The sequence below is a fragment of the Virgisporangium ochraceum genome (genome assembly GCF_016863655.1).
Lineage (GTDB): Bacteria > Actinomycetota > Actinomycetes > Mycobacteriales > Micromonosporaceae > Virgisporangium > Virgisporangium ochraceum.
The window spans coordinates 91,494-116,767 of sequence record NZ_BOPH01000113.1 but is presented as its reverse complement, the minus strand read 5'-3'; the positions used below and the strand labels follow the sequence as shown (position 1 = coordinate 116,767).

At 73.8% G+C, this 25,274-nt stretch carries 28 protein-coding genes and 1 pseudogene; 17 read left to right on the top strand and 12 right to left on the bottom strand.

All coding sequences use genetic code 11. From position 1 onward, the window contains the following. Nucleotides 1-161 precede the first annotated feature (161 nt). Together Voc01_RS41535 and Voc01_RS41530 are read right to left on the bottom strand one after the other, a co-directional pair. Nucleotides 162-959, bottom strand: coding sequence for a DUF3152 domain-containing protein (locus Voc01_RS41535; RefSeq protein WP_203933202.1), 798 nt, complete (start codon nucleotides 957-959; stop codon nucleotides 162-164). 67 nt (nucleotides 960-1,026) lie between these two features. After that, nucleotides 1,027-2,007 carry a tyrosine-type recombinase/integrase gene (locus Voc01_RS41530; RefSeq protein WP_239160872.1) on the bottom strand — a complete coding sequence of 327 codons (981 nt, stop codon included), beginning with the start codon at nucleotides 2,005-2,007 and terminating at the stop codon, nucleotides 1,027-1,029. A gap of 58 nt (nucleotides 2,008-2,065) precedes the next feature. On the opposite strand from Voc01_RS41530, the gene Voc01_RS41525 reads away from it, so the two are divergent. From Voc01_RS41525 to Voc01_RS41495, 7 genes are all read left to right on the top strand, one after another. Beyond that, the gene (locus Voc01_RS41525) at nucleotides 2,066-2,935 is read left to right on the top strand and encodes a TIGR03619 family F420-dependent LLM class oxidoreductase (protein ID WP_203933201.1); all 870 of its coding nucleotides are present in this window, start codon (nucleotides 2,066-2,068) and stop codon (nucleotides 2,933-2,935) included. Continuing rightward, nucleotides 2,932-3,315 (top strand): nuclear transport factor 2-like protein, encoded by a 384-nt coding sequence (locus Voc01_RS41520; protein WP_203933200.1) that lies wholly within the window; start codon nucleotides 2,932-2,934, stop codon nucleotides 3,313-3,315. The genes Voc01_RS41525 and Voc01_RS41520 overlap by 4 nt, the downstream gene beginning before the upstream one ends. Then, the gene (locus tag Voc01_RS41515) at nucleotides 3,308-4,024 is read left to right on the top strand and encodes a nucleotidyltransferase domain-containing protein (RefSeq protein WP_203933199.1); all 717 of its coding nucleotides are present in this window, start codon (nucleotides 3,308-3,310) and stop codon (nucleotides 4,022-4,024) included. Before Voc01_RS41520 ends, Voc01_RS41515 begins: the two co-directional genes overlap by 8 nt. A 10-nt stretch (nucleotides 4,025-4,034) precedes the next feature. Beyond that, complete coding sequence (locus Voc01_RS41510) at nucleotides 4,035-5,027, top strand: glutathione S-transferase family protein (RefSeq protein ID WP_203933198.1); 993 nt, start codon at nucleotides 4,035-4,037, stop codon at nucleotides 5,025-5,027. Between the two features lie 46 nt (nucleotides 5,028-5,073). After that, on the top strand, nucleotides 5,074-5,877 hold the full coding sequence (locus Voc01_RS41505) for an MEDS domain-containing protein (protein WP_203933197.1): 804 nt from the start codon (nucleotides 5,074-5,076) through the stop codon (nucleotides 5,875-5,877). After that, on the top strand, nucleotides 5,874-6,830 hold the full coding sequence (locus Voc01_RS41500) for an anti-sigma factor RsbA family regulatory protein (RefSeq protein ID WP_203933196.1): 957 nt from the start codon (nucleotides 5,874-5,876) through the stop codon (nucleotides 6,828-6,830). Before Voc01_RS41505 ends, Voc01_RS41500 begins: the two co-directional genes overlap by 4 nt. A 69-nt stretch (nucleotides 6,831-6,899) precedes the next feature. Then, the gene (locus tag Voc01_RS41495) at nucleotides 6,900-7,463 is read left to right on the top strand and encodes a dihydrofolate reductase family protein (protein WP_203933195.1); all 564 of its coding nucleotides are present in this window, start codon (nucleotides 6,900-6,902) and stop codon (nucleotides 7,461-7,463) included. 4 nt (nucleotides 7,464-7,467) lie between these two features. Here Voc01_RS41495 and Voc01_RS41490 read toward each other — a convergent pair whose 3' ends face one another. Then, nucleotides 7,468-8,412: an RNA polymerase subunit sigma-70 gene (locus Voc01_RS41490; protein ID WP_239160871.1), complete on the bottom strand. Its 945-nt coding sequence runs from the start codon at nucleotides 8,410-8,412 to the stop codon at nucleotides 7,468-7,470. A gap of 188 nt (nucleotides 8,413-8,600) precedes the next feature. Beyond that, nucleotides 8,601-9,528: pseudogene (locus Voc01_RS41485) on the bottom strand (DUF2332 domain-containing protein). Nucleotides 9,529-9,545: 17 nt separating this feature from the next. On the opposite strand from Voc01_RS41485, the gene Voc01_RS41480 reads away from it, so the two are divergent. The 4 genes from Voc01_RS41480 to Voc01_RS41465 all read left to right on the top strand — a co-directional run bounded on the left by Voc01_RS41480 (nucleotide 9,546) and on the right by Voc01_RS41465 (nucleotide 12,663). Further along, nucleotides 9,546-10,664, top strand: coding sequence for an amidase (locus Voc01_RS41480; protein WP_239160870.1), 1,119 nt, complete (start codon nucleotides 9,546-9,548; stop codon nucleotides 10,662-10,664). Nucleotides 10,665-10,743: 79 nt separating this feature from the next. Continuing rightward, complete coding sequence (locus Voc01_RS41475; protein WP_203933194.1) at nucleotides 10,744-11,151, top strand: PPOX class F420-dependent oxidoreductase; 408 nt, start codon at nucleotides 10,744-10,746, stop codon at nucleotides 11,149-11,151. Next, nucleotides 11,148-12,305 (top strand): MFS transporter, encoded by a 1,158-nt coding sequence (locus Voc01_RS41470; protein WP_307781611.1) that lies wholly within the window; start codon nucleotides 11,148-11,150, stop codon nucleotides 12,303-12,305. Before Voc01_RS41475 ends, Voc01_RS41470 begins: the two co-directional genes overlap by 4 nt. 4 nt (nucleotides 12,306-12,309) lie before the next feature. Then, on the top strand, nucleotides 12,310-12,663 hold the full coding sequence (locus tag Voc01_RS41465) for a DUF1304 domain-containing protein (protein WP_203933193.1): 354 nt from the start codon (nucleotides 12,310-12,312) through the stop codon (nucleotides 12,661-12,663). Here the strand turns inward: Voc01_RS41465 and Voc01_RS41460 are convergent. From Voc01_RS41460 to Voc01_RS41450, 3 genes are all read right to left on the bottom strand, one after another. Beyond that, complete coding sequence (locus Voc01_RS41460) at nucleotides 12,644-13,435, bottom strand: alpha/beta hydrolase (protein WP_203933192.1); 792 nt, start codon at nucleotides 13,433-13,435, stop codon at nucleotides 12,644-12,646. The genes Voc01_RS41465 and Voc01_RS41460 overlap by 20 nt on opposite strands. Then, nucleotides 13,432-14,499, bottom strand: coding sequence for a S66 family peptidase (locus Voc01_RS41455; protein ID WP_203933191.1), 1,068 nt, complete (start codon nucleotides 14,497-14,499; stop codon nucleotides 13,432-13,434). Before Voc01_RS41455 ends, Voc01_RS41460 begins: the two co-directional genes overlap by 4 nt. A gap of 105 nt (nucleotides 14,500-14,604) precedes the next feature. Beyond that, on the bottom strand, nucleotides 14,605-15,018 hold the full coding sequence (locus Voc01_RS41450; RefSeq protein WP_203933190.1) for a winged helix-turn-helix transcriptional regulator: 414 nt from the start codon (nucleotides 15,016-15,018) through the stop codon (nucleotides 14,605-14,607). Between the two features lie 287 nt (nucleotides 15,019-15,305). Between Voc01_RS41450 and Voc01_RS41445 the strand changes: the two genes are divergently transcribed. The 3 genes from Voc01_RS41445 (at nucleotide 15,306) to Voc01_RS41435 (ending at nucleotide 17,727) form a co-directional block, all read left to right on the top strand. After that, nucleotides 15,306-15,743 carry a DsbA family oxidoreductase gene (locus Voc01_RS41445; RefSeq protein ID WP_239160869.1) on the top strand — a complete coding sequence of 146 codons (438 nt, stop codon included), beginning with the start codon at nucleotides 15,306-15,308 and terminating at the stop codon, nucleotides 15,741-15,743. Between the two features lie 36 nt (nucleotides 15,744-15,779). Then, nucleotides 15,780-16,445: an NAD(P)-dependent oxidoreductase gene (locus Voc01_RS41440; protein ID WP_203933189.1), complete on the top strand. Its 666-nt coding sequence runs from the start codon at nucleotides 15,780-15,782 to the stop codon at nucleotides 16,443-16,445. A gap of 265 nt (nucleotides 16,446-16,710) precedes the next feature. Next, the gene (locus tag Voc01_RS41435; protein WP_203933188.1) at nucleotides 16,711-17,727 is read left to right on the top strand and encodes a hypothetical protein; all 1,017 of its coding nucleotides are present in this window, start codon (nucleotides 16,711-16,713) and stop codon (nucleotides 17,725-17,727) included. A 37-nt stretch (nucleotides 17,728-17,764) separates the two neighbouring features. Here the strand turns inward: Voc01_RS41435 and Voc01_RS41430 are convergent, their stop codons facing one another. The 3 genes from Voc01_RS41430 to Voc01_RS41420 form a co-directional block, all read right to left on the bottom strand. Next, nucleotides 17,765-18,232, bottom strand: coding sequence for a hypothetical protein (locus tag Voc01_RS41430; protein ID WP_203933187.1), 468 nt, complete (start codon nucleotides 18,230-18,232; stop codon nucleotides 17,765-17,767). A gap of 125 nt (nucleotides 18,233-18,357) precedes the next feature. Next, a complete protein-coding gene (locus Voc01_RS41425; RefSeq protein ID WP_203933186.1) occupies nucleotides 18,358-19,059 on the bottom strand; it encodes an AAA family ATPase in 702 nt (233 codons plus the stop codon). A gap of 10 nt (nucleotides 19,060-19,069) precedes the next feature. Then, nucleotides 19,070-20,026 (bottom strand): S66 peptidase family protein, encoded by a 957-nt coding sequence (locus Voc01_RS41420; RefSeq protein ID WP_203933215.1) that lies wholly within the window; start codon nucleotides 20,024-20,026, stop codon nucleotides 19,070-19,072. Between the two features lie 278 nt (nucleotides 20,027-20,304). Here Voc01_RS41420 and Voc01_RS41415 point away from each other — a divergent pair, with 278 nt between their 5' ends. From Voc01_RS41415 to Voc01_RS41405, 3 genes are all read left to right on the top strand, one after another. Further along, nucleotides 20,305-20,820 carry a SigE family RNA polymerase sigma factor gene (locus Voc01_RS41415; protein ID WP_203933214.1) on the top strand — a complete coding sequence of 172 codons (516 nt, stop codon included), beginning with the start codon at nucleotides 20,305-20,307 and terminating at the stop codon, nucleotides 20,818-20,820. Continuing rightward, nucleotides 20,813-21,946, top strand: coding sequence for a hypothetical protein (locus tag Voc01_RS41410; protein WP_203933185.1), 1,134 nt, complete (start codon nucleotides 20,813-20,815; stop codon nucleotides 21,944-21,946). Before Voc01_RS41415 ends, Voc01_RS41410 begins: the two co-directional genes overlap by 8 nt. A gap of 93 nt (nucleotides 21,947-22,039) precedes the next feature. After that, nucleotides 22,040-24,067: a methyl-accepting chemotaxis protein gene (locus tag Voc01_RS41405; RefSeq protein WP_203933184.1), complete on the top strand. Its 2,028-nt coding sequence runs from the start codon at nucleotides 22,040-22,042 to the stop codon at nucleotides 24,065-24,067. On the opposite strand, the gene Voc01_RS41400 is transcribed toward Voc01_RS41405, so the two are convergent. Together Voc01_RS41400 and Voc01_RS41395 are read right to left on the bottom strand one after the other, a co-directional pair. Then, the gene (locus Voc01_RS41400; protein WP_203933183.1) at nucleotides 24,034-24,906 is read right to left on the bottom strand and encodes a hypothetical protein; all 873 of its coding nucleotides are present in this window, start codon (nucleotides 24,904-24,906) and stop codon (nucleotides 24,034-24,036) included. The two genes, Voc01_RS41405 and Voc01_RS41400, sit on opposite strands and share 34 nt — an antisense overlap. Then, nucleotides 24,903-25,238 (bottom strand): PadR family transcriptional regulator, encoded by a 336-nt coding sequence (locus Voc01_RS41395; RefSeq protein WP_307781610.1) that lies wholly within the window; start codon nucleotides 25,236-25,238, stop codon nucleotides 24,903-24,905. The genes Voc01_RS41400 and Voc01_RS41395 overlap by 4 nt, the downstream gene beginning before the upstream one ends. Nucleotides 25,239-25,274 lie beyond the last annotated feature (36 nt).

Genomic DNA, 25,274 nt, shown 5'->3' with positions numbered 1-25,274 from the left:
AGCCCCTTCGCGCCGCCGATCTTGCAGTGGTGGCCGCACCTATGTGGCGACATGTCGTGTTTTAGGTGCGGCCAGGACTGCAAGATCGGCGCGCCGGCTCGGCCGGCGGCCATGCCGCGCCCGGCCTCGGCCGGCGGCCGGCGGCCGAGGCGGCGGCGCTACTAGGACTGGACGAAGGCGCCCGTGGGGAATGTGCCGTCGGGAAGGAAGGGGTGGACGTTCGGCACACAGCCCTGCAGGTCGATGGTCTGGGTCATCATGATCGGGCCGGGTTTGCCGGGGCCGGTGCAGCGCATGTGGTCGAAGCCGAGGAAGTGGCCCATCTCGTGGTTGATCACGGCCGACCGGTAGTCGTCGAGGCTGACCGGGTAGCCGTCGGCGCCGTTGAGCCACCGCGTCAGGTTGATCATGAGGACCTTGCCGAACCGGCACGAGTAGACCGAGTCGACGTCGATGCCGACCGCCGCGCACAGCCGCTGCACCGTGCCGGCGGTCGCCAGGCGCACCTGCACGTCGAAGTCGCCGCCGGCGACCCGCTGGAACGACCACGACGCGTTGCTGAGGCCGACGTCGCGGTTGCTCACCGGGTGCGTGGCCGACAGGGTCCAGCCGAGCGGTTCGGCGATGATCCGGTCGACGCGCTCGGCGAACTCCGGCGCGGTCCAGGTGACGTTCTCGCCCCAGCCGATGCCGTTCTCCATCTCGACGCGGTAGCGGATGCGGGTCTTCCCGCCGCCGACGACCTGACCGCCGCCGGGCGCGACCGCGAAGCTGCCGTTGCCGCCGGTGGGCAGCGGCGGCGGGGCGGGCGGGGTGGCGGGCGGCGGCTGCAGCACCGTGCCGGTGTAGTCGGGGGCCTGAGCCGCGCGCTGCGCCGCGTCCCCCGCCTTCGTGCATGCGACGGTGATCAGCGCGACCACGATGGCCAGTGGCAGGCTGATCTTCTGTCGTATACGCACAGTGAGCGAATCCTCCCCAGGTTCGTGTGCCGAGCCTAGTAAAGAGACGCGACGCCCCCGGAAGGCGTTACATGTCGTGTGCGAACAGGCCCGCTATCAGGTACGCGGGGGAGCGGTCCAGAGATCCACGGGACCGGTCGTAGCGGCGGGTGGTCCGCGGGTCGGCGTGGCCGAGGAGGTCCTGCACGTCGCGCAGCGGCGCACCGGCGTCGAGGGCGGCGGTCGCGACGGTGTGCCGCAGCGAGTGCGGCGACAGCCGGTCGGCCTCGGGCAGCCCGGCGGCCTTCGCGACGCGCCGCACCAGCCGGAAGACCGTCGACGGGTCGACCCGCTTCCCGGTGGCCGTCGTGAACAGCGCCGCCGCGGTGTGGGTCTCCAGGTGGGCGTCGAGGTCGCGGCTGAGGGGCGGGGGGACCGGCAGCTCCCGGTGCCGCCCGCCCTTGCCGGTGACCCGCACCGTCCGGTGCCCGCGGTTCTGCCGCAGGTCGGCGACGTCCAGGCGCAGCGCCTCACCGACCCGCAGCCCCAGTTCGGCCAGCAACGCCAGCAGCGCCGCGTCGCGCCGGGCGGTCGGACCGGTGGCCGCGCGGGCCGCCCGCATGAACGTGGCCGCCTGCGCCCCGGTGAGCCCGACGGTCGGGGAGGAGTCGCGGTCGACGCCGGGCCGGTCGACGGCGTCGACGGGGTTGGCGTCGGTGACGCCGGTGCTCACCAGGTACCGGTACCAGCTGGACACCGTCGACAGGCGCCGCGCGGCGCTCGCGCTGGCGAGCGTCGCGAGGTGGGCGGCGGCGTAGGCGTCGACGTCGGCCCGCGTCGCGGCGCGCGGGTCGAGGCCGGTGCGGTCGCACCAGGCCAGGTAGTCGGCAAGGTCGCGGAAGTAGGCGCGGCGCGTGTGGACCGAGCGGCGGGACGCGAGCCAGCTCGCCGTCGCGGTGCGCAGGTTCCACCGCCGGGTGGCGTCGTCGACTGGCAGGGGCAGCGCGGCGACGGCCGCGACCAGCGGGTCGGCGCCCGCAACCGCGACCGTGGTCTCGGGAACGATCACTCCGTATCCTTCGGGACGGCTCGGAGCCACGCCTAGCGATTCTAGGGGGAGGGGCCCGATGGAGATCGCGCTCGCCACGCCGGTCGTCTCGCTGACCCCGGGCGCGCACGCGCCGTGGGAGGTCAGCGCCGGTCCGGCGGAGCTGGTCGAGGTGGCGCGGGCCGCCGACCGGCTCGGGTTCGACTACCTGACCTGTTCCGAGCACGTCGCGATCACGCCCGACGAGCAGCCGGGCCTCGGCAGCCGCTTCTACGACCCGCTGGCCACGTTCGGGTTCCTCGCCGCGCACACGACCCGCATCCGGTTCCTCACCTACGCCGTCGGGCTCGGCTACCACCATCCGCTGGAGATCGCCAAGCGGTACGGCACCCTCGACGTGCTCTGCGGCGGCCGTCTCGTGCTCGGCCTCGGCCTGGGCGCCGACCGGGTCGAGTTCGACCTGCTCGGCGTGCCGTTCGAGGGCCGCGGCCGGCGCGGCGACGACGCCCTGCGGGTGCTGCGCGCCGCACTCGGGTCGACCGGTCCGATCTCGCACGTCAGCGACCACTTCACGTTCGGCGATGTCGTGGTCGAGCCGTCGGGTACGCGCCGGCCACCGCTGTGGATCGCCGGCGGCAGCCTGCAGAGCCTCGACCGGGCGATCGCCCTCGGCGACGGCTGGATGCCGTCGGGGTCGCTGCCGGCGGCGCGGATCGCCCGCCTGCTCGCGGCGTTCGACCGGCCGCCCGGGTTCCGCGTGGTGCTGCCGGTGCCGCCGGTCGACCCGGTCGCCGACCCGGCCGGCACCGCCGAGGCCCTGGCCGCCCGGGCCGCGGCGGGCGCCGACGTGGTCGTCGTGGCGCCGCGGCACACCTCGCTCGCCCACTACCTGGAGCAGTTGGAGGCGCTGCGGCAGGTGGCCGACGCGCCGGTAGGGTCGCGGTCATGAGGCCCGACATGAAACTCGGTGTGGTGAACAGCTGGCTCGAGGCGGTCAACGCCGGTGACGCGGCGACGGTGGTCGGGCTGACCGCGGAGCGCGTGGAGATCGTGGGACCGCGTGGCGCCGGCCCCGCCGACCGGCAGGTGCTCGCCGACTGGCTGGCCCGCTCGGGGTTCTCGGCGACGTCGCTGCGCTGGTTCTGCGGTGCCGACGGCGCCGTCGTCGTCGAGCAGGACGCCCGGTGGGCCGCCGGCGGCAGCGCCCGGCTCGCGTCGCGGTTCCAGGTCGACGGCGGTCGCGTGACCCGCTACGTCCGCCACGACGACGGGCTGGAACCGGCGCTGGCCGCCGCCGGGCTCACCGCGGCCGACGAAGTCCTTGGCTGAGTTCGCCGGGCAGGTCGCCGACCGGCTCGCCGACCTGCCGGGCGTCACCGCCGTCGCCCTCGGCGGGTCCCGGGCGAACGGCACCCACCGGCCCGACAGCGACTGGGACTTCGCGATCTACTACCGCGGCCGGTTCGACCCGGCCGACCTGCGCGCCGTCGGCTGGCCCGGCGAGGTGTCGGAGCTGGGCGGCTGGGGCGGCGGCATCATGAACGGCGGCGGGTGGATGGAGGTCGACGGCGAGCGCGTCGACGTCATCTACCGCGACCTCGACGAGGTCGAGCACCACCTGGCCGAGGCCCGCGCCGGCCGGTTCCGGATCGAGAACCTCCTCGGCTACCTCGCCGGGGTGCCCACGTACCTGCTGGTGGCCGAGCTCGCCGGTCACCGCGTCCTGCATGGCGACCTGCCCCGCCCGGAGTACCCGGACGCGTTGCGGGAGGCGGCGCCGGCCCAGTGGTTCGGCCGGGCCCGGTTCAGCCTCGACTACGGGCGCACCGCGTACGCGGTCCACGGACAGGCCCTCGCCGCGACGGGCGCCGCCGCCCGCGCCGCGGCCGAGGCCGCACACGGCATCCTCGCCGCCCGCGGCGAGTGGGTCGTCAACGAGAAGCGCATCCTCGGCCGGGCCGGGCTGCGGGGCCTCGACGCGGTCGCCCACGACTTCGACCGCGTCGAAGCGGCACTACGCGGGGCGATGCTGGGGTAGAGAGGTCCCCATGGCAGCTACGGGCGAGTTCAAGCGCGACGTCAACTACATCGACACCCGGATCACCGCCGACGGCAGCGACGGCTACCCGGTCGAACCGGGCCGCTACCGGCTCGTGGTGGCGCGGGCGTGCCCGTGGGCGAACCGGGCCATCATCGTGCGGCGGCTCCTCGGCCTGGAGAGCGTCCTGTCGATGGGGATCTGCGGACCGACGCACGACGAGCGGAGCTGGACCTTCGACCTCGACCCCGGCGGGCGCGACCCGGTGCTCGGCATCGAGCGGATCCAGGAGGCCTACTTCAAGCGCGACCCCCACTACCCGCGCGGGATCACCGTGCCGGCGATCGTCGACATCCCGACCGGTGCCGTGGTGACCAACGACTACAAGCAGATCACGCTGGACCTGTCGACCGAGTGGACCGCGTACCACCGCGACGGCGCCCCCGACCTGTACCCGGAGAAGCTGCGGGGCGAGATCGACGAGGTCGCCGAGCTGGTGTACCGCGACGTCAACAACGGCGTCTACCGGTGCGGGTTCGCCTCGTCCCAGCGGGCGTACGAGGACGCGTACGCGACGCTGTTCGCCCGGCTCGACTGGCTGTCGGAACGGCTTTCCGGGCAGCGGTACCTGGTCGGCGACACGATCACCGAGGCCGACGTGCGGCTGTTCACCACCCTGGCCCGCTTCGACGCGGTGTACCACGGCCACTTCAAGTGCAACCGGCAGAAGCTCGCCGAGCAGCCGGTGCTGTGGGCGTACGCCCGGGACCTGTTCCAGACGCCCGGGTTCGGCGACACCACCGACTTCGTCCACATCAAGTCGCACTACTACGAGGTCCACCGCACGATCAACCCGACCGGGATCGTGCCGGTCGGCCCCGACCTCAGCGGCTGGCTGACCCCGCACGGCCGGGAGGACCTCGGCGGCCGCCCGTACGGCGACGGCACCCCGCCCGGTCCGCCGCCCCAGGGCGAGGCGGTGCCGGACGGCCACGGCGTCTAGGGCGGTACCTCGTCGCCGCCGGGGCGGGTTCGATACTGTTACGCACGTGACCGCGGTGATCGACGCTCGGCATTCGTGCTGGTCGTATGACGATCCCCGGCCCTTCGACGAGTTCACGCGCGGGTTTCTCGGTGCGGGTCTGTCCGCCGGCGCCCGGGTCTGGTACATACCGGGTCGCGTCGGTGACGCGGTCACCGACTGGCTGCACGCGCAGGCCGCCGCGTCCGCGCGCCCCGACACCGTGCGGGTCGTGGCGCCGGAGAACGCCTACGCCGCGGTCGACCCGGCGCTGCAGGTCGACGCCTGGGCGGCCGCCGCGGACGACGCGCTGGCGGCCGGCTTCACCGGGCTGCGGGTGGTGGCCGACGTCACCGATCTGGTACGAACTGACGAGCAGCGGGAGGCGTTCGCCCGCTACGAGTGGGCCATCGGCCGGTTCCTGCGGACCGCGCCGGTGCGAGGGGTGTGTGCCTATGACCGCCGCGAGCTGGGAGACCGGGTCGTCGCCGGGCTCGCCTGCCTGCACGAGGTCGTCCACGGGGGCGGCGTGACGTTCCGGCTGCACTCGGGGCCGACGCCGGCCGTGGCGGTCCTCGACGGCGAGGTCGACCAGACCGCCGAGGAGCTGTTCGCCGCGGCGCTGGGCCACACCGACCTGGAACCGGTCGGCGGCGAGGTCACCGTCGACGCCGACGGGCTGCGGTTCATCGACCACCGGTCGATGCTGGTCCTGGAGCGGTACGCGCAGTCGCGGCACCTCACCGCCGTGGTACGCACCCGGCTGGGGACCGCGGCCCGCCTCGCCGGTCTGCTCGACCTGTCGCACGTGCGGGTGGAGCTCGGACCATGAGGACCGGAGCCGCCGCCGGGTACCTCGGCTACTACCACGAGTCGGTCTGCTACGCCTCCGACGAGGATCTGCTCGCCGTCGCCGTGCCGTTCCTCGCCGGCGGATCCGAGGCCGGCGAGCCGACCGTCGTGTCGATGGGCGGCCGCAACGCCGACCTGATCCGGTCGGCCCTGCCCGCCGGTGCCGAGGTGACGTTCCTGTCGGGCGACTCGCTCTACGCGCGTCCGGCCGCGGCGATCCGCAGCTACCGCAACCTGCTGGCCGGGTACGTGGCCGACGGGGCCACCCAGATCCGGATCATCGGTGAGCTGTCGCCGGAGATGTTCGGCGCCACGTGGGACTCGTGGGCCCGGTACGAGTCGGCGATCAACCACGCGTACGACGAGTTCCCGCTGTGGAGCATGTGCGCCTATGACACCCGGACCACCCCGGAGCCCGTCCTCGCCGACGTGCTGCGGACCCATCCCCGCACCGCCATGCCCGACGGGCGGCACGTCCCCAACGCCACCTACGTCGACCCGGTGACCTACCTCAGCGACCAGCGCCGGCCGGTCCCGGATCCGCTGGAGCACGGCGAGCCGCTGGTCGACCTGGCCGACCCGACGGCGTCCCGGGCCCGGCAGGCGGTGCGCGACGGCCACCGGGGCGTCCTTCCGGACCAGGACCTCGAGGATCTCGTGCTGGCCGTGAGCGAGGCGGTCGCCAACGCGCACCGGCACGGCCGCGCTCCGCGCCGCATGCGGCTGTGGACCGGCACCGACCGGATGGTCGTGTCGGTGACCGACGCCGGCGCCGGTCCCAAGGACCCGTTCGCGGGCCTGCTGCCGGCCGGCGACGGCACCGACGGCGGCCTGGGGCTGTGGATCATCCACCAGATGTGCAGCCACGTGACGATGGACCGCCGGGCCGACGGCTTCACGATCCGCCTGACGGCCGGCAACCCGTACCACTGACCGCACCGATCAGGTTCGCGCGCCGTTCCCGTCTGTATGCGGGAAACCGACGCACAGGAGGCTGGCACGATGCGGACACTGACCTTCGCCATGAACGTGAGCCTGGACGGCTACGTCGCCGCGCCCGGCGACGACCTCGGCTGGAGCACGCCGAGCGACGAGCTGTTCCAGTTCTGGTCCGACCGGGTCGGGTCGACCGGCCTCTCCCTGTACGGCCGCCGGCTGTGGGAGGAGATGAGCTCCCACTGGCCGACCGCCGACCAGCGGCCCGACGCCACACCGGCACACATCGAGTTCGCCCGTCGGTGGCGGGACATGCCGAAGGTGCTGTTCTCCTCGACGGTCGGCTCGGTCGACTGGAACACCCGCCTGTTCACCGGCGACGCGGTCGCCGAGATCACCCGGCTCAAGGCCGGGGACGGCAGCCCCATGGACATCGCCGGCGCCACCCTCGCCGCGACGGCCATGCGCGCCGGGCTGATCGACGAGTACGTGCTGCTCACCGCGCCGGTCCTGCTGGGCGGCGGCGCGCCGTTCTTCACCGCCCTGGACAGCTGGGTGAACCTGAACCTGGTGGAGACGCGCACGTTTCCCGGCGGCGTGCTGCTGACCCGGTACGAGACGAGGCGGTAGGCGCCTACAGGGTCGACGGCAGGCCCAGCCAGGGCTTGTCGGTGGCGTCGAACCCGGTGAGCTCGGCGATCCTGCCGTCGACGACATGCAGGGCCGCGACGGCGAACAGGCGGTACTCCGGGTCCGCGGGGGTGCGCAGGTACAGGGCGGCGGCGGGCATGCGGTTGGCCGTCGTGGGGATGCCGCGCCAGTCGTCGTGGCCGGGCTGGAAGAGCCCACCGGCCAGCCAGCCGTCCACCGCGTCCCGGGCCGTCGTCACCGTGGTGCCCGGGTCGGGCAGCATCGCGAAGCGTAGGTCGGCGCGCAACAGCGCCGCCAGCCCGTCGAGGTCGTTGCGTTCGTGGGCACCGATGTAGGACTTCAGCACGCCGCGCTCGTCGTCGGACAGCTCGTGGGTGGCGGGGGTGCGCCAGTCGAGGCGGCGGGCGGGCAGCCGCCCGCGCATCGTGACCCGGGCCCGCTGCAGCGCGCTGGTGACCGAGGCGACGGTCAGGTCGAGGGAGTCGGCGGCCTTCGACGCCGGCCAGCCGAGGACGTCGCGCAGGATGAACACCGCCCGCTGCCGGGGCGGCAGGTGCTGGACGGCGACGATGAACGCCAGCTCGATCGTCTCGCGCGCCACGACCGAGTCCTGCGGGTCCTCGGGGAGCAGGTGGTCGGGGTACGGCTGCAGGTGCGGCAGGTCGACCGGCAGGTCGGTGCGCCTGTCCAGGAAGTCGAGGCAGGCGTTCGTCGCGATCCGGTACAGCCAGGTCCGCAGCGACGCGTGGCCCCGGAACGACCCGCGCTTGTTCCACGCCCGCAGGAACGTCTCCTGGGTCAGGTCGCGGGCGTCCTCGTAGTTGGCGAGCATCCGGTAGCAGTGCACCTGCAGCTCACGCCGGTGGCGCTCGGTGAGGAGCGCGAACCGCTCGGCATCGTCGGTGCCGGGCCCGCTGGTGTCTGTCATGGTCGACGATCCTTCCACCGGTACGAGGGGTCCCGCCGGTTCGCGGGGCCGGGAGAACTGACGGTGCGCCGGAGGGTTTCTGATCGGTCGACTGCGTCCTAGCATCCTAGGACGCCTTACGCGATGTGATCACCGTCGACACGCACAGACCAGCCGCAACGCGGGGTCTTTTGACTTGATCTTGAGGGTCAGGTTAACCAGGTCATGGACTGGCCGTGGCCGCGGGTCCAGGCCAGGGGTACGCCGTCGAGGGCGAGCACGTTGTGGTGCCGGGCGTCCGGAGGCGGCGGCAGGCCCTCGTGCCGCAGCGCCTCCGGACTCTCGATCGCGATCCAGTGCCCGGGCACCTCCCGGACCAGGTCGGTGAACCGGTTCCGGCGCTCCCGCGGCACCTGGTACAGCACCGACGAGTGGAAGACCACAAGCGTCGCACCGGCCGGTGCCTCGGCGGCCAGCGCCAGGAGGTCGTCGACCAGGTCGCCGCGGACCAGTCTCGGCGGCGACGATGGCCGCGGCGGCGCGCAGGCGGGCCCGGCGGTGGCTGTGTTCGGGCCAGATGAGCGCGTCGAGCCAGGCGACGTCGGCGGGGTCGGTGACGTCGAGCGGGTTGAGGTCGAGGCCGGCGCGCCAGACGACGACGGGCAGGTGCCGGGGCGGGGTGCGTCCGGTGACGGCGCATTGGAGGACGGGTCCGCGCTCGCCGACCATGTGGTGGCCGTACCGGTAGGCGTAGCGGTCGGGGTACAGGCACAGGCCGGCGGCGGTGCCGACCTCCAGCAGGGCCAGCGGCTGCGGGAGCATGGCGAGCACCGGGAGCAGCAGGGCGCACCGGCCGGCCTCGTTGGTCTGGGTGGAGCGGGCGCGCAGTTCGGCCTCGATGGCTGGCCAGTGCGTCACGGTGAAGTCGTGGAAGGCGGCGGGGTCGTCGACGGGACCGGCGAGCCGGCGGACCACCCCGAAAAGCAGGTTCGGCTGCTGCTTCGCGGGTGGCACGGTGCCGAGCAGGTCGAGGATGGCCGGGTCCGCGGAGACGGTGTGCGCCAGCCGCTCGTACGTCGGCGAGACTCCGTGCGCCTCCCGCTGGGCGAACTCGGCGTACCTGGTCGCGATCGACATGCCTACTGTCCTACCCCGTGGATGCGGTGACGATCGCGGCAGGGGTGAACGCCGGCGAGTTCCGGGCCGTCGACGTGGTCGAGGACGCGTTGGCCCGCATCGCGGCGCGCGACGGTGACCTGCGGGCGTTCCGGGAGGTGTGGCCGGAGCGGGCCCGCCGTGCGGCGCGGCTCGTCGACGCGGCGGGTCGGCCGTTGCCGCTGGCCGGGGTCCCGTTGGGGGTGAAGGCGTCGGAGCGGCCCGGCTCGGCGCAGGTGGCCCGGCTCGTGGCGGCCGGGTGCGTGCCGGTGGGCGCGACGGCGGTCCCGGAGAAGGGAACCACGGCGTGGCAGACGTGGGGGCACACCGATCGGGGTCCGACGGTGAACCCGTGGCGGGCCGACCGGACGCCGGGTGGGTCGTCGGCGGGGTCGGCCGCGGCGGTGGCGGCGGGTCTGGTGCCGTTGGCGACGGGTGTCGACGGGGCCGGGTCGGTGCGGATCCCGGCGGCGTGGTGCGGGGTCGTCGGGGTGAAGGTGACGAACCCGGACCCGGGGCGGCTGACCGCGCCGGGTCCGCTGGCCGGGTCGGTCGCCGACGCGGCCGCGTACCTGGGGATCGCCGTCGCGGCGGACGCGGGTACGGCGGACGCGGACGCGGCGGCCGTGCGGGCGGTCTGGTCGGCCGATCTGGGTTTCGCCGACGTCGACGAGGGGGTGGTCGCGGTGGCCCGGTCGGCGGCGGGCCGGCTGTTCGCCGCGGGGGTGACGCGGGTGGACCACGACCTGGCGCTCGAGGACCCGGCCGCCACCTGGTTGGCGTTGCGTCGTGGTGATCGGGCCGACCGGGCGGTGAACGACGAGCGGCTCGCGGCGGCGTTCGAGGTCGCCGACGTCGTGCTGACGCCGACGGCGCCGGTGTCCGCACACGGTCACGACGGACCGGGCGACGCGATGAGCGTGAGCCTGACCTGGGCGTTCAACCTGAGCGGACATCCGGCGGCGAGCGTTCCGGCGGGCCTGGGTCCGGACGGGGTGCCGGTGGGTCTGCAGGTCGTGGGCCGGCACGGCGCGGAGGAGACCGTTTTACGGGTCGCGGCGATGCTGGCCGGCGTCGTTACGATGCTCGATGGCCACGGGGGGAACGATCATGGATGACCGGCGGCTACCCGGGCCGTTCGGCCGGGCGGCCACGGTGATGCCGGCGGCGGTTGTGGTGGGCGGGAAGGGTCTTTCGATGCGCATTCCGGATGAGTTTCTGGATCTGTTCACCGGCACCGCTTTCGGGCATCTGGCGACGGTGATGGCCGACGGGTCGCCGCAGGTGACCCCGGTGTGGGTGGCGGTGGAGGACCGCGACGGCGAGCAGTTCGTGGTGGTCAACAGCAAGCGGGGCCGGTTGAAGAACCGCAACATGGCCCGGCGGCCGCAGGTGGCGGTGTCGGTGCAGGACCCGCAGCGGCCGTACCGGTACGTGTCGGTGCGGGGTGTGGTGGAGTCGGTGTCGACGGTGGGTGCCGAGGAGCAGCTGGAGGGGTTGTCGCAGCGGTACCTGGGCCGGGCGTATCCGTGGTACCGGCCGGGTGAGGTGCGGGAGCTGTTCCGGATCCGGCCGTCGCGGGTGGTCGCGGCCGACTTCGGGTGAGACCGTGGCGGGTCGTCGTCGGGTTCGGGGTGGTCAGCCTCGCCGCCGACATGGTGTACGAGGGCGCGGGGTCGGTGTACGGGCCGCTGCTGGCGTCCGCGGGCGCGTCGGCGGTGGTCGTCGGGCTGGTGACCGGTGCCGGTGAGGCGATGGCGCTGCTGCTGCGGCTGGTGTCGGGTCCGCTGGCGGACCGGTCGGGTCGCTACTGGGCGCTGACGATCGGCGGGTACGCGTTGACGGCGGTGTGTGTGCCGCTGCTGGCGCTGACGCCGGTGCTCGGGGTGGTGTTCGCGTCGGCGTTGATCCTCGTCGAGCGGTTGGGCAAGGCGGTGCGCAGCCCGGCGAAGTCGGCGCTGCTGGCCGACGCGGCGGGCCGGGTCGGCATGGGTCGCGGGATGGGGGTGCACAAGGCGCTCGACCAGGTCGGCGGGTTCGCGGGTCCGTTGCTGGTCGCGGCGCTGGTGGCGCTGGCCGGTGGGGTGCTGTGGCCGGCGTTGGCGGCGCTCGCCGTGCCCGGTGCCGTCGCGATGGTGCTGCTCGTCGTGTTGTGGCGGCGGTCGGGACTGGCCGCGGCGGCCGGTCCGGTGCGGGTGGACGCGCCGGTGCCGGTCCTGTTCCGCCGGTTCGCCGTGGCGTCGGGGTTGTGTACGGCGGGTCTGGTGACGTTCGGGCTGGTCGGTTTCCATCTGGTCGACGCGGGGGTGGTGCCGACGGCGGGTGTGCCGCTGCTGTACGCGGCGGCGATGGTCGCCGGTGCGGTCGCGGCGTTCGGGTCCGGGATTCTGTACGACCGGGTCGGTCCGTGGGCGCTGCTGGGGCTGCCGGTGCTGGTGGCGGTGGTGCCGGTGCTGGTGTTCACGTCGGGTCTGCGGGTGGCGGTCGTCGGGGTGCTGGCGTGGGGTGCGGCGATCGGCGTGCAGGACTCGACGGTGAAGGCGTTCGTCGCCGACCTCGTGCCGCGCGAGCGGCGGGCGACGGCGTACGGGGTGTTCGCGGCGGTGCAGGGCGCGGGTGCGCTGGTCGGTGGTGTCGCGGCGGGGGTGCTGTACGAGCGGTCGCGGACGTCCCTGGTTCTGGGGGTGGCCGTCGTGCAGGTCGTGGCGCTGGTGCTGCTGGTCGCGGTTGTACGCTGCGCTGCGGAAACCCGGAGGTGACCGCGTGCACCTGGTCGCGCAGATTCTGGTCGGCGTCGTCGCCGCCATCCACGTCTACATTCTGGTGCTGGAGATGTTCCTGTGGCGGGGGCCGCGGGGACGGGCCGCGTTCGGCACGACGCCGGAGTTCGCGGACTCGACGGCCACGCTGGCGGCGAACCAGGGCCTGTACAACGGATTCCTGGCGGCGGGCCTGGTGTGGAGCATCGTCGCCGACGACGTCGCGTTCGCGGTGTTCTTCCTGCTGTGCGTGGCCGTGGCCGGCCTCTACGGCGCGGCGACGGTGAGCCGGCGGATCCTGTTCGTCCAGACGGTCCCGGCGGCGGTGGCGCTGCTGTTCACGCTCCTGGCGGTGTAGCGACCGGTGCCGGCTGCAGGTGCCGGCGCAGGAACGGCAGCGCGACGGCGCCGAACGTGCCGGCGTCCTCCGGGCCGGGTCCGGGCCGGTCGGCCCACTCGTGCGGGGCACCGTCGACGGGCGTCCACGCGACCTCGACGCCGGCGCGGACGAGCGCGTCGCGGAGGGCCTGTCCGTGGGCGATCGGCACGACCGTGTCGGCGGTGCCGTGGGCGATCAGGAACGGCGGTGCGGCCGGGTGGGCGTGGCAGACCGGGCTCGCGTCGACCAGCGCGCCGGGACGGTCGGCGGCGGGACCGATGAGCCGGTCGACCTCGTTGCCGGTGCCGGGCCGTTCGTCGCGGAGGTCGGACGGGCAGGCGCTGAGGGCCACGGCCCGCACGTGTCCGGGCAGGCGCAGGGCGGTCAGGGCGGCCAGGTGCGCGCCGGCGGAGTGTCCCCAGAGGCCGATCCGGTCGGGGTCGCCGCCGTGGGTGTCGACGTGGGCGCGCAGCCAGCACACGGCGGCCATGACGTCGTCGAGCGGGGCGGGCCAGTGCGCGTCACCGCTGAGCCGGTAGGTGACGCTGGCGGTGACGAATCCGTGCGCGGCCAGCAGCGGGTTGAGCCAGGGGTGCATGCCGGCGCCGCGGTCGCCCTCGTGCCAGCCGCCGCCGTGCACGTACACCACGACGGGGCGCGGGCCGGCCGGTTCGGTGGGTCGGAGGAGGTCGAGCCGGAGGTCGTGGTCGTCGGCGGTCCGGTAGGTGATGCCGCCCTCGAAGATCATCATTGGTAGTCGGCGAGGACGCGGCGGGCCGCGCCGTCGACGGTGACCGGGCCGCCGTGCGGCAGGATCCACTGCGGTCGGGTGTGGCCGAACGGGACGCCGACGCAGACCACCGCCCGCGGGTTGTACCGGGCGATCACGTCGACGACGGTGTCGCGTTGTTCGGCGCGCAGCCGGGTCCGTTCGTCGGCGGCGGGTTTCCGGGTGAGGTCGGAGACCGGTGGACGGCCGACGAGCACGGCGTCGACGGCGGCGAGGATGCCCCGTTCGCCGAGGGAGCGGACGATCCGGCCGACGTTCACGGCGGGCAGCAGTTCCTCGGACGTCTCGATGAGCAGGACACCGCCGTCGAGGACGGCCGGGTCGGGCGGGAACCGGCCGGCGGTGAGGATCCACTCGATGACCTCCAGGCACCCGCCCCAGGTGGGGCCGGTGACGGAGTGGGCGGGCCCGTGCCAGGTCCACGGCTCGGTCGGTTCGCGGTCGCCGAAGGACTGTAGGGCCCGCGGGTCGGCCCAGTCGACGCCGGTGTCCTCGGACTCGCCGGGGTCGGTGACCTCCAGCGTCCCGCCGGTGAGCAGCGCCGCCCGTAGCGACCGGGCGTGGACGTCGTCGACGGCGGGTCCGGGTCCGAGGTGCACCTGGGAGGAGCCGCCGTAGAAGCTGGCGATTCCGAGGTTCCACAGCCAGTGGTGCAGGTTGGTGTTGTCGCTGGTGCCGAGGAACGGTTTCGGGTCGGCGCGGGCGAGGTCGGCGTCGAGGTGCGGGACGACGGTGATCTGGTCGTCGCCGCCGATGGTGGCGAGGATCGCCCGGACGTGCGGGTCGGCGAAGGCGGCGTTGACGTCGTCGGCGCGGGCCCGGGCGGAGGCGCCGACGGTGCGGGTCGTCGGGTACTCGACCGGCACCAGGCCGGTGAGGTCGGCGAGGCGGCGCATCGCCTGCTCGTGCACCTGCGGGAACGGCCCGGGCGCGGCGAACGACGGGGAGAGGACCGCGATGCGGTCACCGGGTCGGGCCTTGCGGGGGCGGAGGAGCTCTCCCCGCTCTCCGGCGGCGGGCGGCATCAGGGTCGTCCCCGGACGGTCATGGCCCCCATCCAACCGGCTGCTCCGGTCCGTCGCATCGGGATAACCGCCACGGGCGTTCACCGGCGGCCGCTTGCGTGGCGGTCAGGATCCGGTCGTTGCGGCGCGCTCGCGGTTGGCACGGATCTCGTCGTGGTGGTCGGCGGCCCAGCCGATCAGTGAGGTGACGATCTCGTGCAGGCCGCGGCCCAGCGGGGCGAGGGTGTACTCGACGCGCGGAGGGACCTCGGCGTAGGCGGTGCGGGTGATCAGGCCGTCCTGCCCGAGCTGGCGGAGGGTGAGGCTGAGCATGCGCTGGGAGATGCCGGGGACCTGCCGTTGCAGGTCGGTGTAGCGCAGCGGTCCGGGCTCCAGGACCGCGATGATCAGCAGGCTCCATTTGTCGCCGACGCGGTCGAGGGTCTGGCGGATGAAGTCCATGTGCTCGGCAGGGATGGCCGCGCACGGCCCGATCGCCGCCGCTCCTGCCGTCGCCGCCGCTCGCTCGACCGTCTCCATGACGCACATTCCTCTCCGGCACGCACACCGATGTGCCTTTTGTACCGCCTCCCATGCTGGCCTATCTTTGCGTTACGCACAAGACGTAGGAAAGGGAGGCGTGCTGTGAAAGTGGATATATGGGCCGAGGTGACCTACCCCTGGTGCGGCCTGGGGAACCACCGGGTGGCCAGGGCCATCGAGCGCTTCGAGCACGCGGACGAGGTGGTATCGGCGGCGGTCAGGCCGAGACAGCGACCCGGCGGATCGAGAAGCTCGCCGGGAGCGAGGGGCTGACGCCGTACCGGGTGCTGGACAACACGGTCGGCAACACCGATCTCGCGCACGAATTTCTCGCCCACGCCAGCGCCCAGGGCGGGAACCGCGAGGCCTGGGACGCGATCTTCGCCACCTACTTCGGCCGGGCCGAGCCGGTCTTCTCCCTGGACGACCTGCTGGGACTCTCCGATGAACTCGGCCTGGACCGCGAGCAGACCCGCCGGGCCCTCACCGACCGCCGCTACCGCCAGCGGGTCCGCGACGACGCGGCCCGCGCCCAGCGCCTGGGGGCGACCGGCGCACCGTTCGTCGTTCTCGACGACCGCTACGCCGTGCCCGGCGCCCAGGACAGCGACAGCCTCCTTGAGCTGCTGCGCAAGGTCTGGGACGACAGCCACCCCCGCGCCCTCGCCGGCGGTGCCCCGGTCCGCGGACCGGACAGCTGCGCCGTCCCCGAGCGCGCCTGATCCGCCCCTGAACAGCGCGAAAGGCATCTGATCACCATGAGTAACCTCCTGGTCCTCGGCGGCAGCGGCCGCACCGGCGCTCACGTGCTGGCGTACGCGGAGCGGCGCGGCCACCGCGTCCGCGCCCTCGTCCGCAACCCCGACACGGTGCGGGCACCGGCCGGCGTCGAGCTGGTCCAGGGCACCCCTGCGAACATCGACGACATCCGCCGGGCTGCCGAAGGCACCGAGGGGGTGATCAGCGTGCTGAACAACTCCCGCGCCTCCGACAACCCCTGGGCCAGGCCGGTCAGCCCGCCGATGTTCATGACCACCGCCGCCCGCCACACTCTCACCGTCATGGGCGAGCAGGGCATCCGCCGCATCGTGCTGACATCCACGCAGGGCGCGGGCGACGACTGGGCCCGGCTCAACCCGCTGGTCAAAGCGTTCATCAAGCTGTCGAACATCAAGTCGGGCTTCGAGGACCACACCGGCGTCGACCAGGTCATCCGCGCCTCGTCCGGCATCGACTGGACCCTCGCCCGCGCCGTAGCCCTGACCGACAAGCAAGCCGATGGCCCCGTGCGGGCCGCCGAGGCCGGCACGGAGAAGCCCGGCGCACGGATCAACCGCGCCGACCTCGCCCAGTTCCTCGTCCAGACGATCGAGGACGACGCGTGGACCCGCAAAGCGCCCGTGGTCTGGAACACCCGCGGCTGACCGGCCGGCCCGGCAAGCCGCCGGGTCCGGTGGCCGGTGAGGACGGTTCTTGCCGTAGTGGACCACCTCGTCCTACAGATCGGCTTCTCCGGGCAGCACCGTCCCGTGCCCGACCTCTGGACGACGTCCGAGACGCCGTTATCGCTCACCACGGGCCGTCATGCACGATAACCGGGATTATCATGCACGCGCTCACGCGGTCCCATTTTGGAATTTGCGTATGTCGTAACCACTTTTGGATTTCGTAAAACGATATCGTGGGCGGGTGCTGACCATGCAGATCGACAGCCCGGAGACCCGGCGGTGTGCGTACATGCGCTGCGCCGCGCCGCTCGAGTACTCCGGGCAGGGGCGTCCGCCGGAGTACTGCCCCGACCGGCGGTGGGACGGCAACCGCACCTGCAAGCAGCTCGCCGCCGCCGAACGGGCCGGTGAACGGGCCGTCGCCCTCGACGTGCCGCTCGACGCGTTCCGGCAGGCCGGCGACCGGTTCGTGCCCGCGGCGCAGGCGCTGGCCCGTCAGCTGACCGAGGTCGTCACCGCGGTCGGTGCGGTGCGCGACAGCGCCGTCGCGCGGATCGGCGAGGCCGAGACCGCCGCCCGCACCGCCGACGACCGGGCCCGCGCCGCGCAGGCGGAGGCCGACGAGGCACGGACCCGCCGGGCGCAGGCCGAGGCCGACCGCGACGACGCGTGGAAGGCGGCCACCGCCGCCGAACGCGCCGCCACGGCGGCCAAACGCGACCGCGACGAGGCTGTCGCCGACTCCTGGCAGCGCGTCACCGCCGCCGAGAACGCCCGCGGCGCCGCCGAGGCCCTCGCCGCGCAGGCCGCCCGCCGCCAGGAGCAGGCCGAACAGACCGTCGCCGCGCAGGCCGCCCGCCACGAGGTCCAGGTCGGCGGCCTGCGGGCCGACCTGGCGGAGCTCACCCGCCAGCGGGACGCGCTGGGCACCGCCCTGACCACCGCGCAGGCCCGCGCGTCGGCCGCCGAGGCGGCCCTGGCGGCCGAGCGGGACCGGGCGGAGGCGCTGACCGCCGAGGTGGCGCGGGTACGCCGCGACCTGGACACCCTGCGCGCCCAGCGCGACGCCGCGGCGACGGGGCTGGCCGCCGCCGAGGCGGCCCGCGACGCGGCGTCCGCCGCCCTCGACCGGGCCACGGCCAGGGAGGACGACGCGCTGACCCGCGCCACGAGGGCCGAGGCGCGCCTCGACCGCCTGGTCCACCGGACGGCGACGGTGACCCGCCGCCCGGTCCGCCGCAACGCGCCACCCGCGTAGCCGCAGCAGGCCGGATCCGTCGGCCAGGAACGGTCGCTCAGACCCAGAACGACTTGCGGCAATCGGGGGATAGCCGGTACTGGCCGTTGTTGCGGTTGTACATCTCGACCATCACCGTCACGACGTACGGCTTGGCCCTGGTGGCGACGTGGTAACTGTCCGGCCATTCAAAGACCATGTGGGTCAGACGATAGTCATGCGGCGTGGTGTACCAGTCATCCCATCCGTCGCTGGTCGCCTCCCGGTGGATGTTGGCATTGACGAGGAACTCGTTGGAGGCGCCCCGGTACACGTCGACGCGGTTGACCGAGATCCGGTTGCCACGAACCTCGTAGTCCACCGTCATGGTCCAGTTCGCCCAGGGCCCCTCGCACTGCAGCACCGGCGACGTTATCGGCACCGCCGATGCCGGTTCGGCCGCTACCGGCAACGCCGCGCCGGTCAGGCCGAGTGTCGCAGCGACGGCCATGCCCGTCAGCCGCCTGATCAGGTTATTCGTCGTCATGCGCGTAATCTATCGATTCTCGCGGATGGAGGCGTACTGCGTCAGTTGGAAGTGGCGTACTGCGTCAGTTGGAAATTCGGCGTGAACCTCAGCGGTACTCAGCCGGGCCGCGCCGCCGGCGCGTGCTACAGGAGGTGGCGGAGGAAGCGCTGCGGGTCGGCGAGGAACGAGCGGGTCAGGGCCACCGGATCGGCCTCGTCGAACGTGACCGGCGTGATCGTGCCGTCCGCGCCGATGCGCAGGATCGTGGCGCCCGGTACGGCGAGCAGCACCGGCGAGTGGGTCGCCACCACGAACTGCGACCCGGCCCGGACCAGGTCGTGGATGACGGCCACCAGCGCCAGGCACCCCGGCACCGACAGGGCCGCCTCGGGCTCGTCGAGGACGTACAGCCCGTCGGGGCCGAAGCGGTGCGTCACCAGGTCCAGGAACGACTCGCCGTGGGAGCGTTCGTGCAGGTTCGGGCCGCCGCCGAGCCGCTCGAGCTCGGTGGCGACGTTGTAGAACGACTCGGCCCGCAGGAAGTACCCGGTCGACGGCTTGCCGGGCGACCGGACCAGGCGGAGGTAGCCGCCGAGGGACGACTCGGTCGACCGGGTGCTGAACCGGACGTTGACCGAGCCGCCCTCCGGGTTGAACCCGGCCGCCACCGCGAGCGCCTCGACCAGCGTCGACTTGCCGGTGCCGTTGTCACCGGTGAGGAACGTGACGCCCGCAGCCAGTGGCAGCCGCCCGGCCTCGCGCAGCGCCGCGACGACGGGCAGCGCGAACGGGTAGCCCGCGGTGGGCGTGTCGGGGTCGAGCTCCACCCACCGCAGGAACGTCACCCGGGGAAAGCTAGCGCACGCCCGGCTCGGCGGTCAGCGTGCCGGCGGCGGTGTCGATCGTCGCCGGCACGCCCAGCGGCAGGGTCAGCTGGCCGGGACCGTGACCCGCCCGCAACCCGCCGAGCACCGGCACCCCGAGGTCGCCGAGCCGGTCCCGCAGCACCGCCGGCGCGTCGAGCTCGCCGGGCTGGCCGGCGTTGACCAGCTGTCCGATCGCCACACCGGCGATCTTGCGGAGCGCGCCGACGCGGCGCAGGTGGGTCAGCATGCGGTCGTAGCTGTACGGGGCCTCGTCGACGTCCTCGAAGAACAGGATGGCGCCGGACAGGTCCGGGAAATCGCCCGCGCCGACGCTGGTGTCGAGCATCGTCAGGGTGCCGCCGAGCAGCCGCCCGGTGGCCTTGCCGGGCACCTCGACGGCGGCGCTGGACTCGGCCGGGTCGCGGCGCAGCACGATCGGGTCGGTGGTCATGACGGCGGAGCGCAGCGACGCCTCGGAGTCCGGGCCGGTGCGGGTGTCGCTCCAGTTGACCATCGGGCCGTAGAACGTGGCGAGCTGCGCGTCGCGCCACAGCTTGCCGTGCAGGGCGGTGATGTCGGAGAAGCCGACGACGACCTTCGGGTCGCGGCGGGCGGCGCCGGTGTCGACCTTGTCGATGATGCGCTGGGTGCCGTAGCCGCCCCGGGCGGCGAAGATGCCGCGCACCCCGCGGTCGCGCAGGGCGTCGTTGAGGTCGTCGAGGCGGTCGGCGTCGCGCCCGGCAAGGTAGCCCCACCGGTCGTAGACGTGCGGCGCCACCTCGACCTCCAGGCCCCAGCCGCGCAGGATCTGGATGCCGCGGTCCATCAGGGTCGGGTCGGGCGTGCTGCCGGGCGCCACCACGCGCACCCGGTCACCGGCGCGCAGCGCGGCCGGCCGGCGCGGCGCGGACGCGGGAGCCGCGTGCGCGGGTGTGCCACCCACCATTCCGGTCACCGTACCGATCAACGGTGCGGCGACGGCCGCGGCGGCGCCCCCGCGCAGCACACCTCGACGTGAAACGGTGGGGTCGGTCATCAGTGGATCTCCATTCGTCAGTGGACGCCCAGGAGATCACGTCCGGCGGCCACGCGCTGACCCATCCTGTCGGAAATCGGCTGAAACCTTCGGGGGACCCATCGGGTGTAGTGCTCGTCAACGAAGCACGGTGCGGAGGGCGGTCGAGGTGGGTGGTTGTGCTCAGGAATGACGACGTCGGCGCGGCCGTGCGTGAGGTCGCGGCGCCACCCCACGTCGATGCCGCGTTCGCCGAGTTCTACGCGGCGTCGTTCCAGAACGTCACCACGCAGCTGTACGCCTACACCGGTGACCTGGACCTCGCCCACGACCTGGCGCAGGAGGCGTTCTGCCGGGCCCTGGCCCGCTGGTCGCGGGTCTCCGGCTACAACGACCCGGCCGCGTGGGTGCGCCGGGTCGCGTTCAACCTCGCCAACAGCCGCTGGCGGCGGCTGAAGACCGCCGCGGCGTACCTGCGCCGGCAGCGGGTCGAGCACGTCGGCGGCCCGAGCCCCGACCGGGTCACGGCGGTCGCCGCGATCGCGTTGCTGCCCGAGACGCAGCGCCGCGCGGTCGTGCTGCACTACCTCGCCGACCTCAGCATCGCCGACATCGCCGCGCAGGAAGGCGTGGCCGTCGGCACCGTCAAGTCGTGGCTGCACCGCGGCCGGGCCGCGCTGGCCGCCCATATCGGCGTCGAGGGACGGGAGGCGACCGGTGACTGACCGCGAGGACCAGCTGATGACCGCCCTGTTCGCCGACCTGCGCCGCGAGGTCGCCCCGCACGTGCGTCCCGCCGGCGCGGCCGCCGCGGCGGTGACCGTCCGCCGCCGCCGGCGGACCCGCGCCGTCGCCGGGGCCGCGCTCGCAGTGGCGCTGCTCGTCGGACCGGCCGTCGGACTGGCCTGGGCCCGCGATCGGTCCGACGCCGTACCCGACGTCGGTACCCCGCCGTCGGCGACGGCGACGGCGGCCAGCGCGGACCCCGGCACCGCTCCGGACCTGGGCGACTCGGTTCTGCAGGTGCCGGCGTGGCCCGCCGGTATCGACAGTTCCTGCCCGTCGGGCCAGGTGAGGTTCAGCGGTGGGAGGGCGATGAGGGACGGGATGTTCATCTCGATGAAGCTCGGCGGTGACCCGGTGCCCGTCGACGTCGACCGTGACGGGCGCAACGAGGCCGTCGCCCGCATCGACTGCGGCATCTACACGCAGGTCGTCGTCTTCTCCCGCACACCCGACGGCGCGGTGACCACGGTCGGACGGATCCTGGCCACCCACGTCGAGGGCTCCGACGTGCAGCAGATCTGGCGGGTCGAGCCGGTCGGCCCGCTGACCATCCGCGTCGACGTCGGCGACGTCGCCGGCCCCGAAGCCCAGCACCAGTGGCGCACGTACGCGTGGGACGGGCAACGGTTCGTCCAGAGCGGAGGCCCGACCTCGTTCTCGGGGACCCCGAACACGACCGATCTCGCTCTCGACGCGCCGTCCCCGATGGCGATGGCCGCCACCGGTGGCACCTGGACCGGCAGCCTGGTCGTGACCTTGACCAACAAGGGGCCGAACCAGGCCACCCGGCTGGAGGTGACGCTGACATTCGGCGTCGAGGTGGCCCTCGGCGGCCCGGACGCGGACGCGTGCGGCGCCACGGCGACCACCCGGTCGACCGTGTACACGTGCCGGTTCGCCAGCCTCGGCCCCGGGGCTTCGCGCGAGTTCCGCTGGGACGTCACCGCCTCCACCAGCCCCCGCGGCAAGACCACGACCGTGACCGCGAACCACGGCAGCGCCACGGGCGAGAGCTACCAGGACCTGCGGCCGGCCGACAACACGGTCACGGTGGACAGCCCGTAGTTCTCAGGACCGCCCGGACCCGGCCGATCGGGACGCCGAGGACCGGAGTGGCGGGAGGACCGCAGTGGCGGACAGGGCGGGGGAGTGTCGGACATGAGCGAGCGGCCGCCAGGGTTCATGCGTCCGGCGCTGGTGGTCGTCGACCGGCTGCGGATCGGTGCCCGCCTCGGTGTGCTGATCCTGGTGCTGCTGGTGCCCGGCATCGGCGCCACCTACGCCTACGTCGGGCTGATCAACGGCCAGGTCGACTTCGCCTCCTCCGAGCTCGACGGCACCGTCGTCGTCCGGGAGGCGCTGCTGGCGATGTCCGACGCCGCCGCCGGCCGCGAACCCGACCTGGCCGCCCTCGGCGCGGTCGTCGACAGGTACCCGGACCTGGCCCTCGACGACGCGTTCGCGGCGGTGCGGTCCGAGCCGACCGCGGCGACGCTGGCCGCGCTCGTCGCCGAGGCCGGGAACACCTCGAAGCTGATCCTCGACCCCGACCTCGACTCGTTCTACGTGATGGACCTGCAGATCGTGCAGCTGCCCAAGGCGTTGGTCGCGGCCGCGGCGGCACAGGGCAGGGGGACCGGCGGCAGCGTGGCCGACCGCGCCGTCGACGCCGGCGACCTGGCGAGCGCGGCCCGGTCACTGCGGTCGGACGTCGACACGGCGCAGGCGAACACCGCGATGGGTGGCCTGGCCTCGCGGCTGGAGCCGGTGAAGGCGGCCGCCGACGCCGCCGACGCCCTCGCCGGCGGGATCACCGGGTCGCTGGACGCGCCGCGTGCGGTCGACGCCGCACCGCTGGCCGACGCCGTGCGGGCCGCCGTCGCGCCGGCGACCGACGTCCTCGACGACCTGCTGGCCGTGCGCAGGGACGGACTCGTCGGCGACCGCACGCTGACCCTCGCCTTCACCGGGTGCGCGGCGGTGCTGGCGTTCTGGTTCGCCGTGTCGGTGTGGTGGCGCACCCGCACCGACGTGGCGCTGGTCCTCGACCGGGTGACCGCGGTCGCCGACGGCGACTTCAGCCAGGGCCGGCTCCCGGCCGGCCGCGACGAGCTCGGCGACATCGGCGGCGCCCTGGCCACCGCCCGCGGCCGCCTCGCCGCCCAGGAGGAGGAGATCGGCGAGGCGCGCAAGGTGCGCGAGGAGCAGATGCGCTCCCAGTTCCTGCACCAGCGGCAGGCCGAGCGGCGGCTGCGGGACCGGGCGCAGAAGCTGATCGACGACTCCACCGGCACCATCGCCGAGGAGCTGGCACAGGTCACGGAGCAGGTCGACGAGGTCCGCAATGCCGCGGCGACGATCGACGAGCGGGTCTCGGCCGCGAACGAGGCCACCGGCGTCGTCGTCGAGCAGGCCCGCGCGGCGGAACCGGTGATCGGCGCGCTGGAGACGAGCCTGCGCCGGGTCGCCGGCACCGCCGAGGTCATCGCCGGAATCGCCGGCCAGACGCGGCTGCTGGCGCTCAACGCCACGATCGAGGCCGCCCGCGCCGGCGAGACCGGCAAGGGGTTCGCGGTCGTCGCCAACGAGGTCAAGGACCTGGCGACGAACGCGGCGGCGTCGACGGAGCAGATCACCGCGACGATCGGGACGCTGGAGCGCGACGCCGCCGCGATGGCGCAGGCGATCGCCGCGATGGTGTCGAGCATCGGCGAGATCGACGGCACCACGGGCGCGTTGCGCGAGGTCGCCGCCGACCAGCGGGCCGTCGTCGGGCGGCTCGACAACCGGCTGGCCGGCACCGTCGACCGCATCCGTGGTCTGTCGGAGCTGGCCGCCCAGCTGGAGCGGCGTGACGCCGAGCGGATCGGCGCGTCGGCGACGCTGACGCTGCGGCTCAACGGCCGCCCGGAGGGGCACCCGGCCACGCTCGTCGACCTCAGCGCCGGGGGGCTGCGCTGCCGTGTCGCGCCGAGCCTCGGCGTGACGGCCGGTAGCCCGGTCGAGGCGGAGCTGGCGCTGGAGGACGGCCGGCCCGACGCGCCGGTGCGGGTGCACTGCCAGGTCATGCACGCCACCCCGGCCGGTGACTGGGTCGAGGCCGGCCTGCAGTTCCTCGACCCGCCGGCCGGGGTGGCCGACCGGATCGACAGTTACGTGACCAGGCTCGTCGACGGCGCGTCCTGACGCTTGACCAGCATCCCGACGACGCTGACGGCGACCGTGAGGGCCAGCCACTGCGGCACGAGCCCGACCACCGCCAGCGCCATGAAGACGCCGGCCGGCACGAGCACGCCGACCCGGCCGCGGGCGGTCACCACCCACCCGGCCGCCACCAGCGCGCCGGCCGCGCCGACCGCTGTCGCCGCCACGGGCGGGACGGCGCCGGCGCCGGCGCCGACCAGCTCGAACATCCCGGCGACCCAGAACGCGACGGTCGCCGGCACCAGCAGCAGCCACACCCGCCGCGGCCGCGGGGCCGGTACGCCCCGCCGGACGGCGACGGCCACGACCGCGGCGGTCAGCACGGTCGGTGCGACCACGTGGCCCAGGTGCCAGGGCACCTGGTCGTAGCCGTAGTCGAGGCCGTTGCGGATGTTGGCCACCACGGTCGCCACCGCGTACACCGCCCACAGCGCTACCGAGGTGCGCCGGTGACCGAGCAGCCACACCACCGCACCGGCCAGCCACAGCACGAGCGTCAGCACCAGCCCGAGGATCTGCATGACCGGGCTGGTCACCAACCCCGGCAGGTGCTGCAGGACGTGCGGCACCGGCAGCGGCGCCGCGACGACCACCAGGGCCCCGGCGAGCACCGACAGGCCGGCGCGCAGGCGGCTGCCGCGCTCGCGCATGCGCAGTTTCACCGCCAGCGCGGCGACGGCCGCGACCTCGGCCAGCGGCGGCCGGTCCCGGCCGTCGGACAGGTCCATGAGGACGCCGAGGACCTCCTCGCCGCGGGTCTCCCGCTCGGCGCGGGGCAGCATCCGCACGACCCGGCGGCAGCGCCGTTCCAGCGGCGTCATGGGGTTGCACCACCGAACCGGGGACGCAGGGCCAGCCGTTCCCGGGCGACCTTCGCGGCCGCCTCCATCCGTTCGGTCTGCACGTCGAGGGCCTCGGCGCCGGCGTCGGTGAGGGCGTAGTAGCGGCGCAGCCGCCCGTTCTCGACCTCCTCGCGGTCGGCGCGGACGAGGCCCTGCCCGGAGAGGCGGTCGAGGGCGCCGTAGAGGGTGCCGGCCCGGAGGGTGACGCGTCCACCGGTCATCGCCGACACCTCGGTGATCAGCGCGTACCCGTGGCGGGGCCGGTCGGCCAGCGCCGACAGGATCAGGAACGTCTGTTCGCTCAGGTCCACCCGGTCAATGTATCGCGTCGCGGAATATACCGCGAC

Coding starts and splice junctions, on each gene's coding strand:
- Voc01_RS41500 (WP_203933196.1), top strand. CDS start 5,874: ATGAGGACCGGAGCCGCCGCCGGGTACCTCGGCTACTACCACGAGTCG.
- Voc01_RS41475 (WP_203933194.1), top strand. CDS start 10,744: ATGCGCATTCCGGATGAGTTTCTGGATCTGTTCACCGGCACCGCTTTC.
- Voc01_RS41525 (WP_203933201.1), top strand. CDS start 2,066: ATGGAGATCGCGCTCGCCACGCCGGTCGTCTCGCTGACCCCGGGCGCG.
- Voc01_RS41510 (WP_203933198.1), top strand. CDS start 4,035: ATGGCAGCTACGGGCGAGTTCAAGCGCGACGTCAACTACATCGACACC.
- Voc01_RS41400 (WP_203933183.1), bottom strand. CDS start 24,906: ATGACGCCGCTGGAACGGCGCTGCCGCCGGGTCGTGCGGATGCTGCCC.
- Voc01_RS41450 (WP_203933190.1), bottom strand. CDS start 15,018: ATGGAGACGGTCGAGCGAGCGGCGGCGACGGCAGGAGCGGCGGCGATC.
- Voc01_RS41440 (WP_203933189.1), top strand. CDS start 15,780: ATGAGTAACCTCCTGGTCCTCGGCGGCAGCGGCCGCACCGGCGCTCAC.
- Voc01_RS41420 (WP_203933215.1), bottom strand. CDS start 20,026: ATGGTGGGTGGCACACCCGCGCACGCGGCTCCCGCGTCCGCGCCGCGC.
- Voc01_RS41405 (WP_203933184.1), top strand. CDS start 22,040: ATGAGCGAGCGGCCGCCAGGGTTCATGCGTCCGGCGCTGGTGGTCGTC.
- Voc01_RS41520 (WP_203933200.1), top strand. CDS start 2,932: ATGAGGCCCGACATGAAACTCGGTGTGGTGAACAGCTGGCTCGAGGCG.
- Voc01_RS41460 (WP_203933192.1), bottom strand. CDS start 13,435: ATGATGATCTTCGAGGGCGGCATCACCTACCGGACCGCCGACGACCAC.
- Voc01_RS41430 (WP_203933187.1), bottom strand. CDS start 18,232: ATGACGACGAATAACCTGATCAGGCGGCTGACGGGCATGGCCGTCGCT.
- Voc01_RS41455 (WP_203933191.1), bottom strand. CDS start 14,499: ATGCCGCCCGCCGCCGGAGAGCGGGGAGAGCTCCTCCGCCCCCGCAAG.
- Voc01_RS41490 (WP_239160871.1), bottom strand. CDS start 8,412: ATGACAGACACCAGCGGGCCCGGCACCGACGATGCCGAGCGGTTCGCG.
- Voc01_RS41495 (WP_203933195.1), top strand. CDS start 6,900: ATGCGGACACTGACCTTCGCCATGAACGTGAGCCTGGACGGCTACGTC.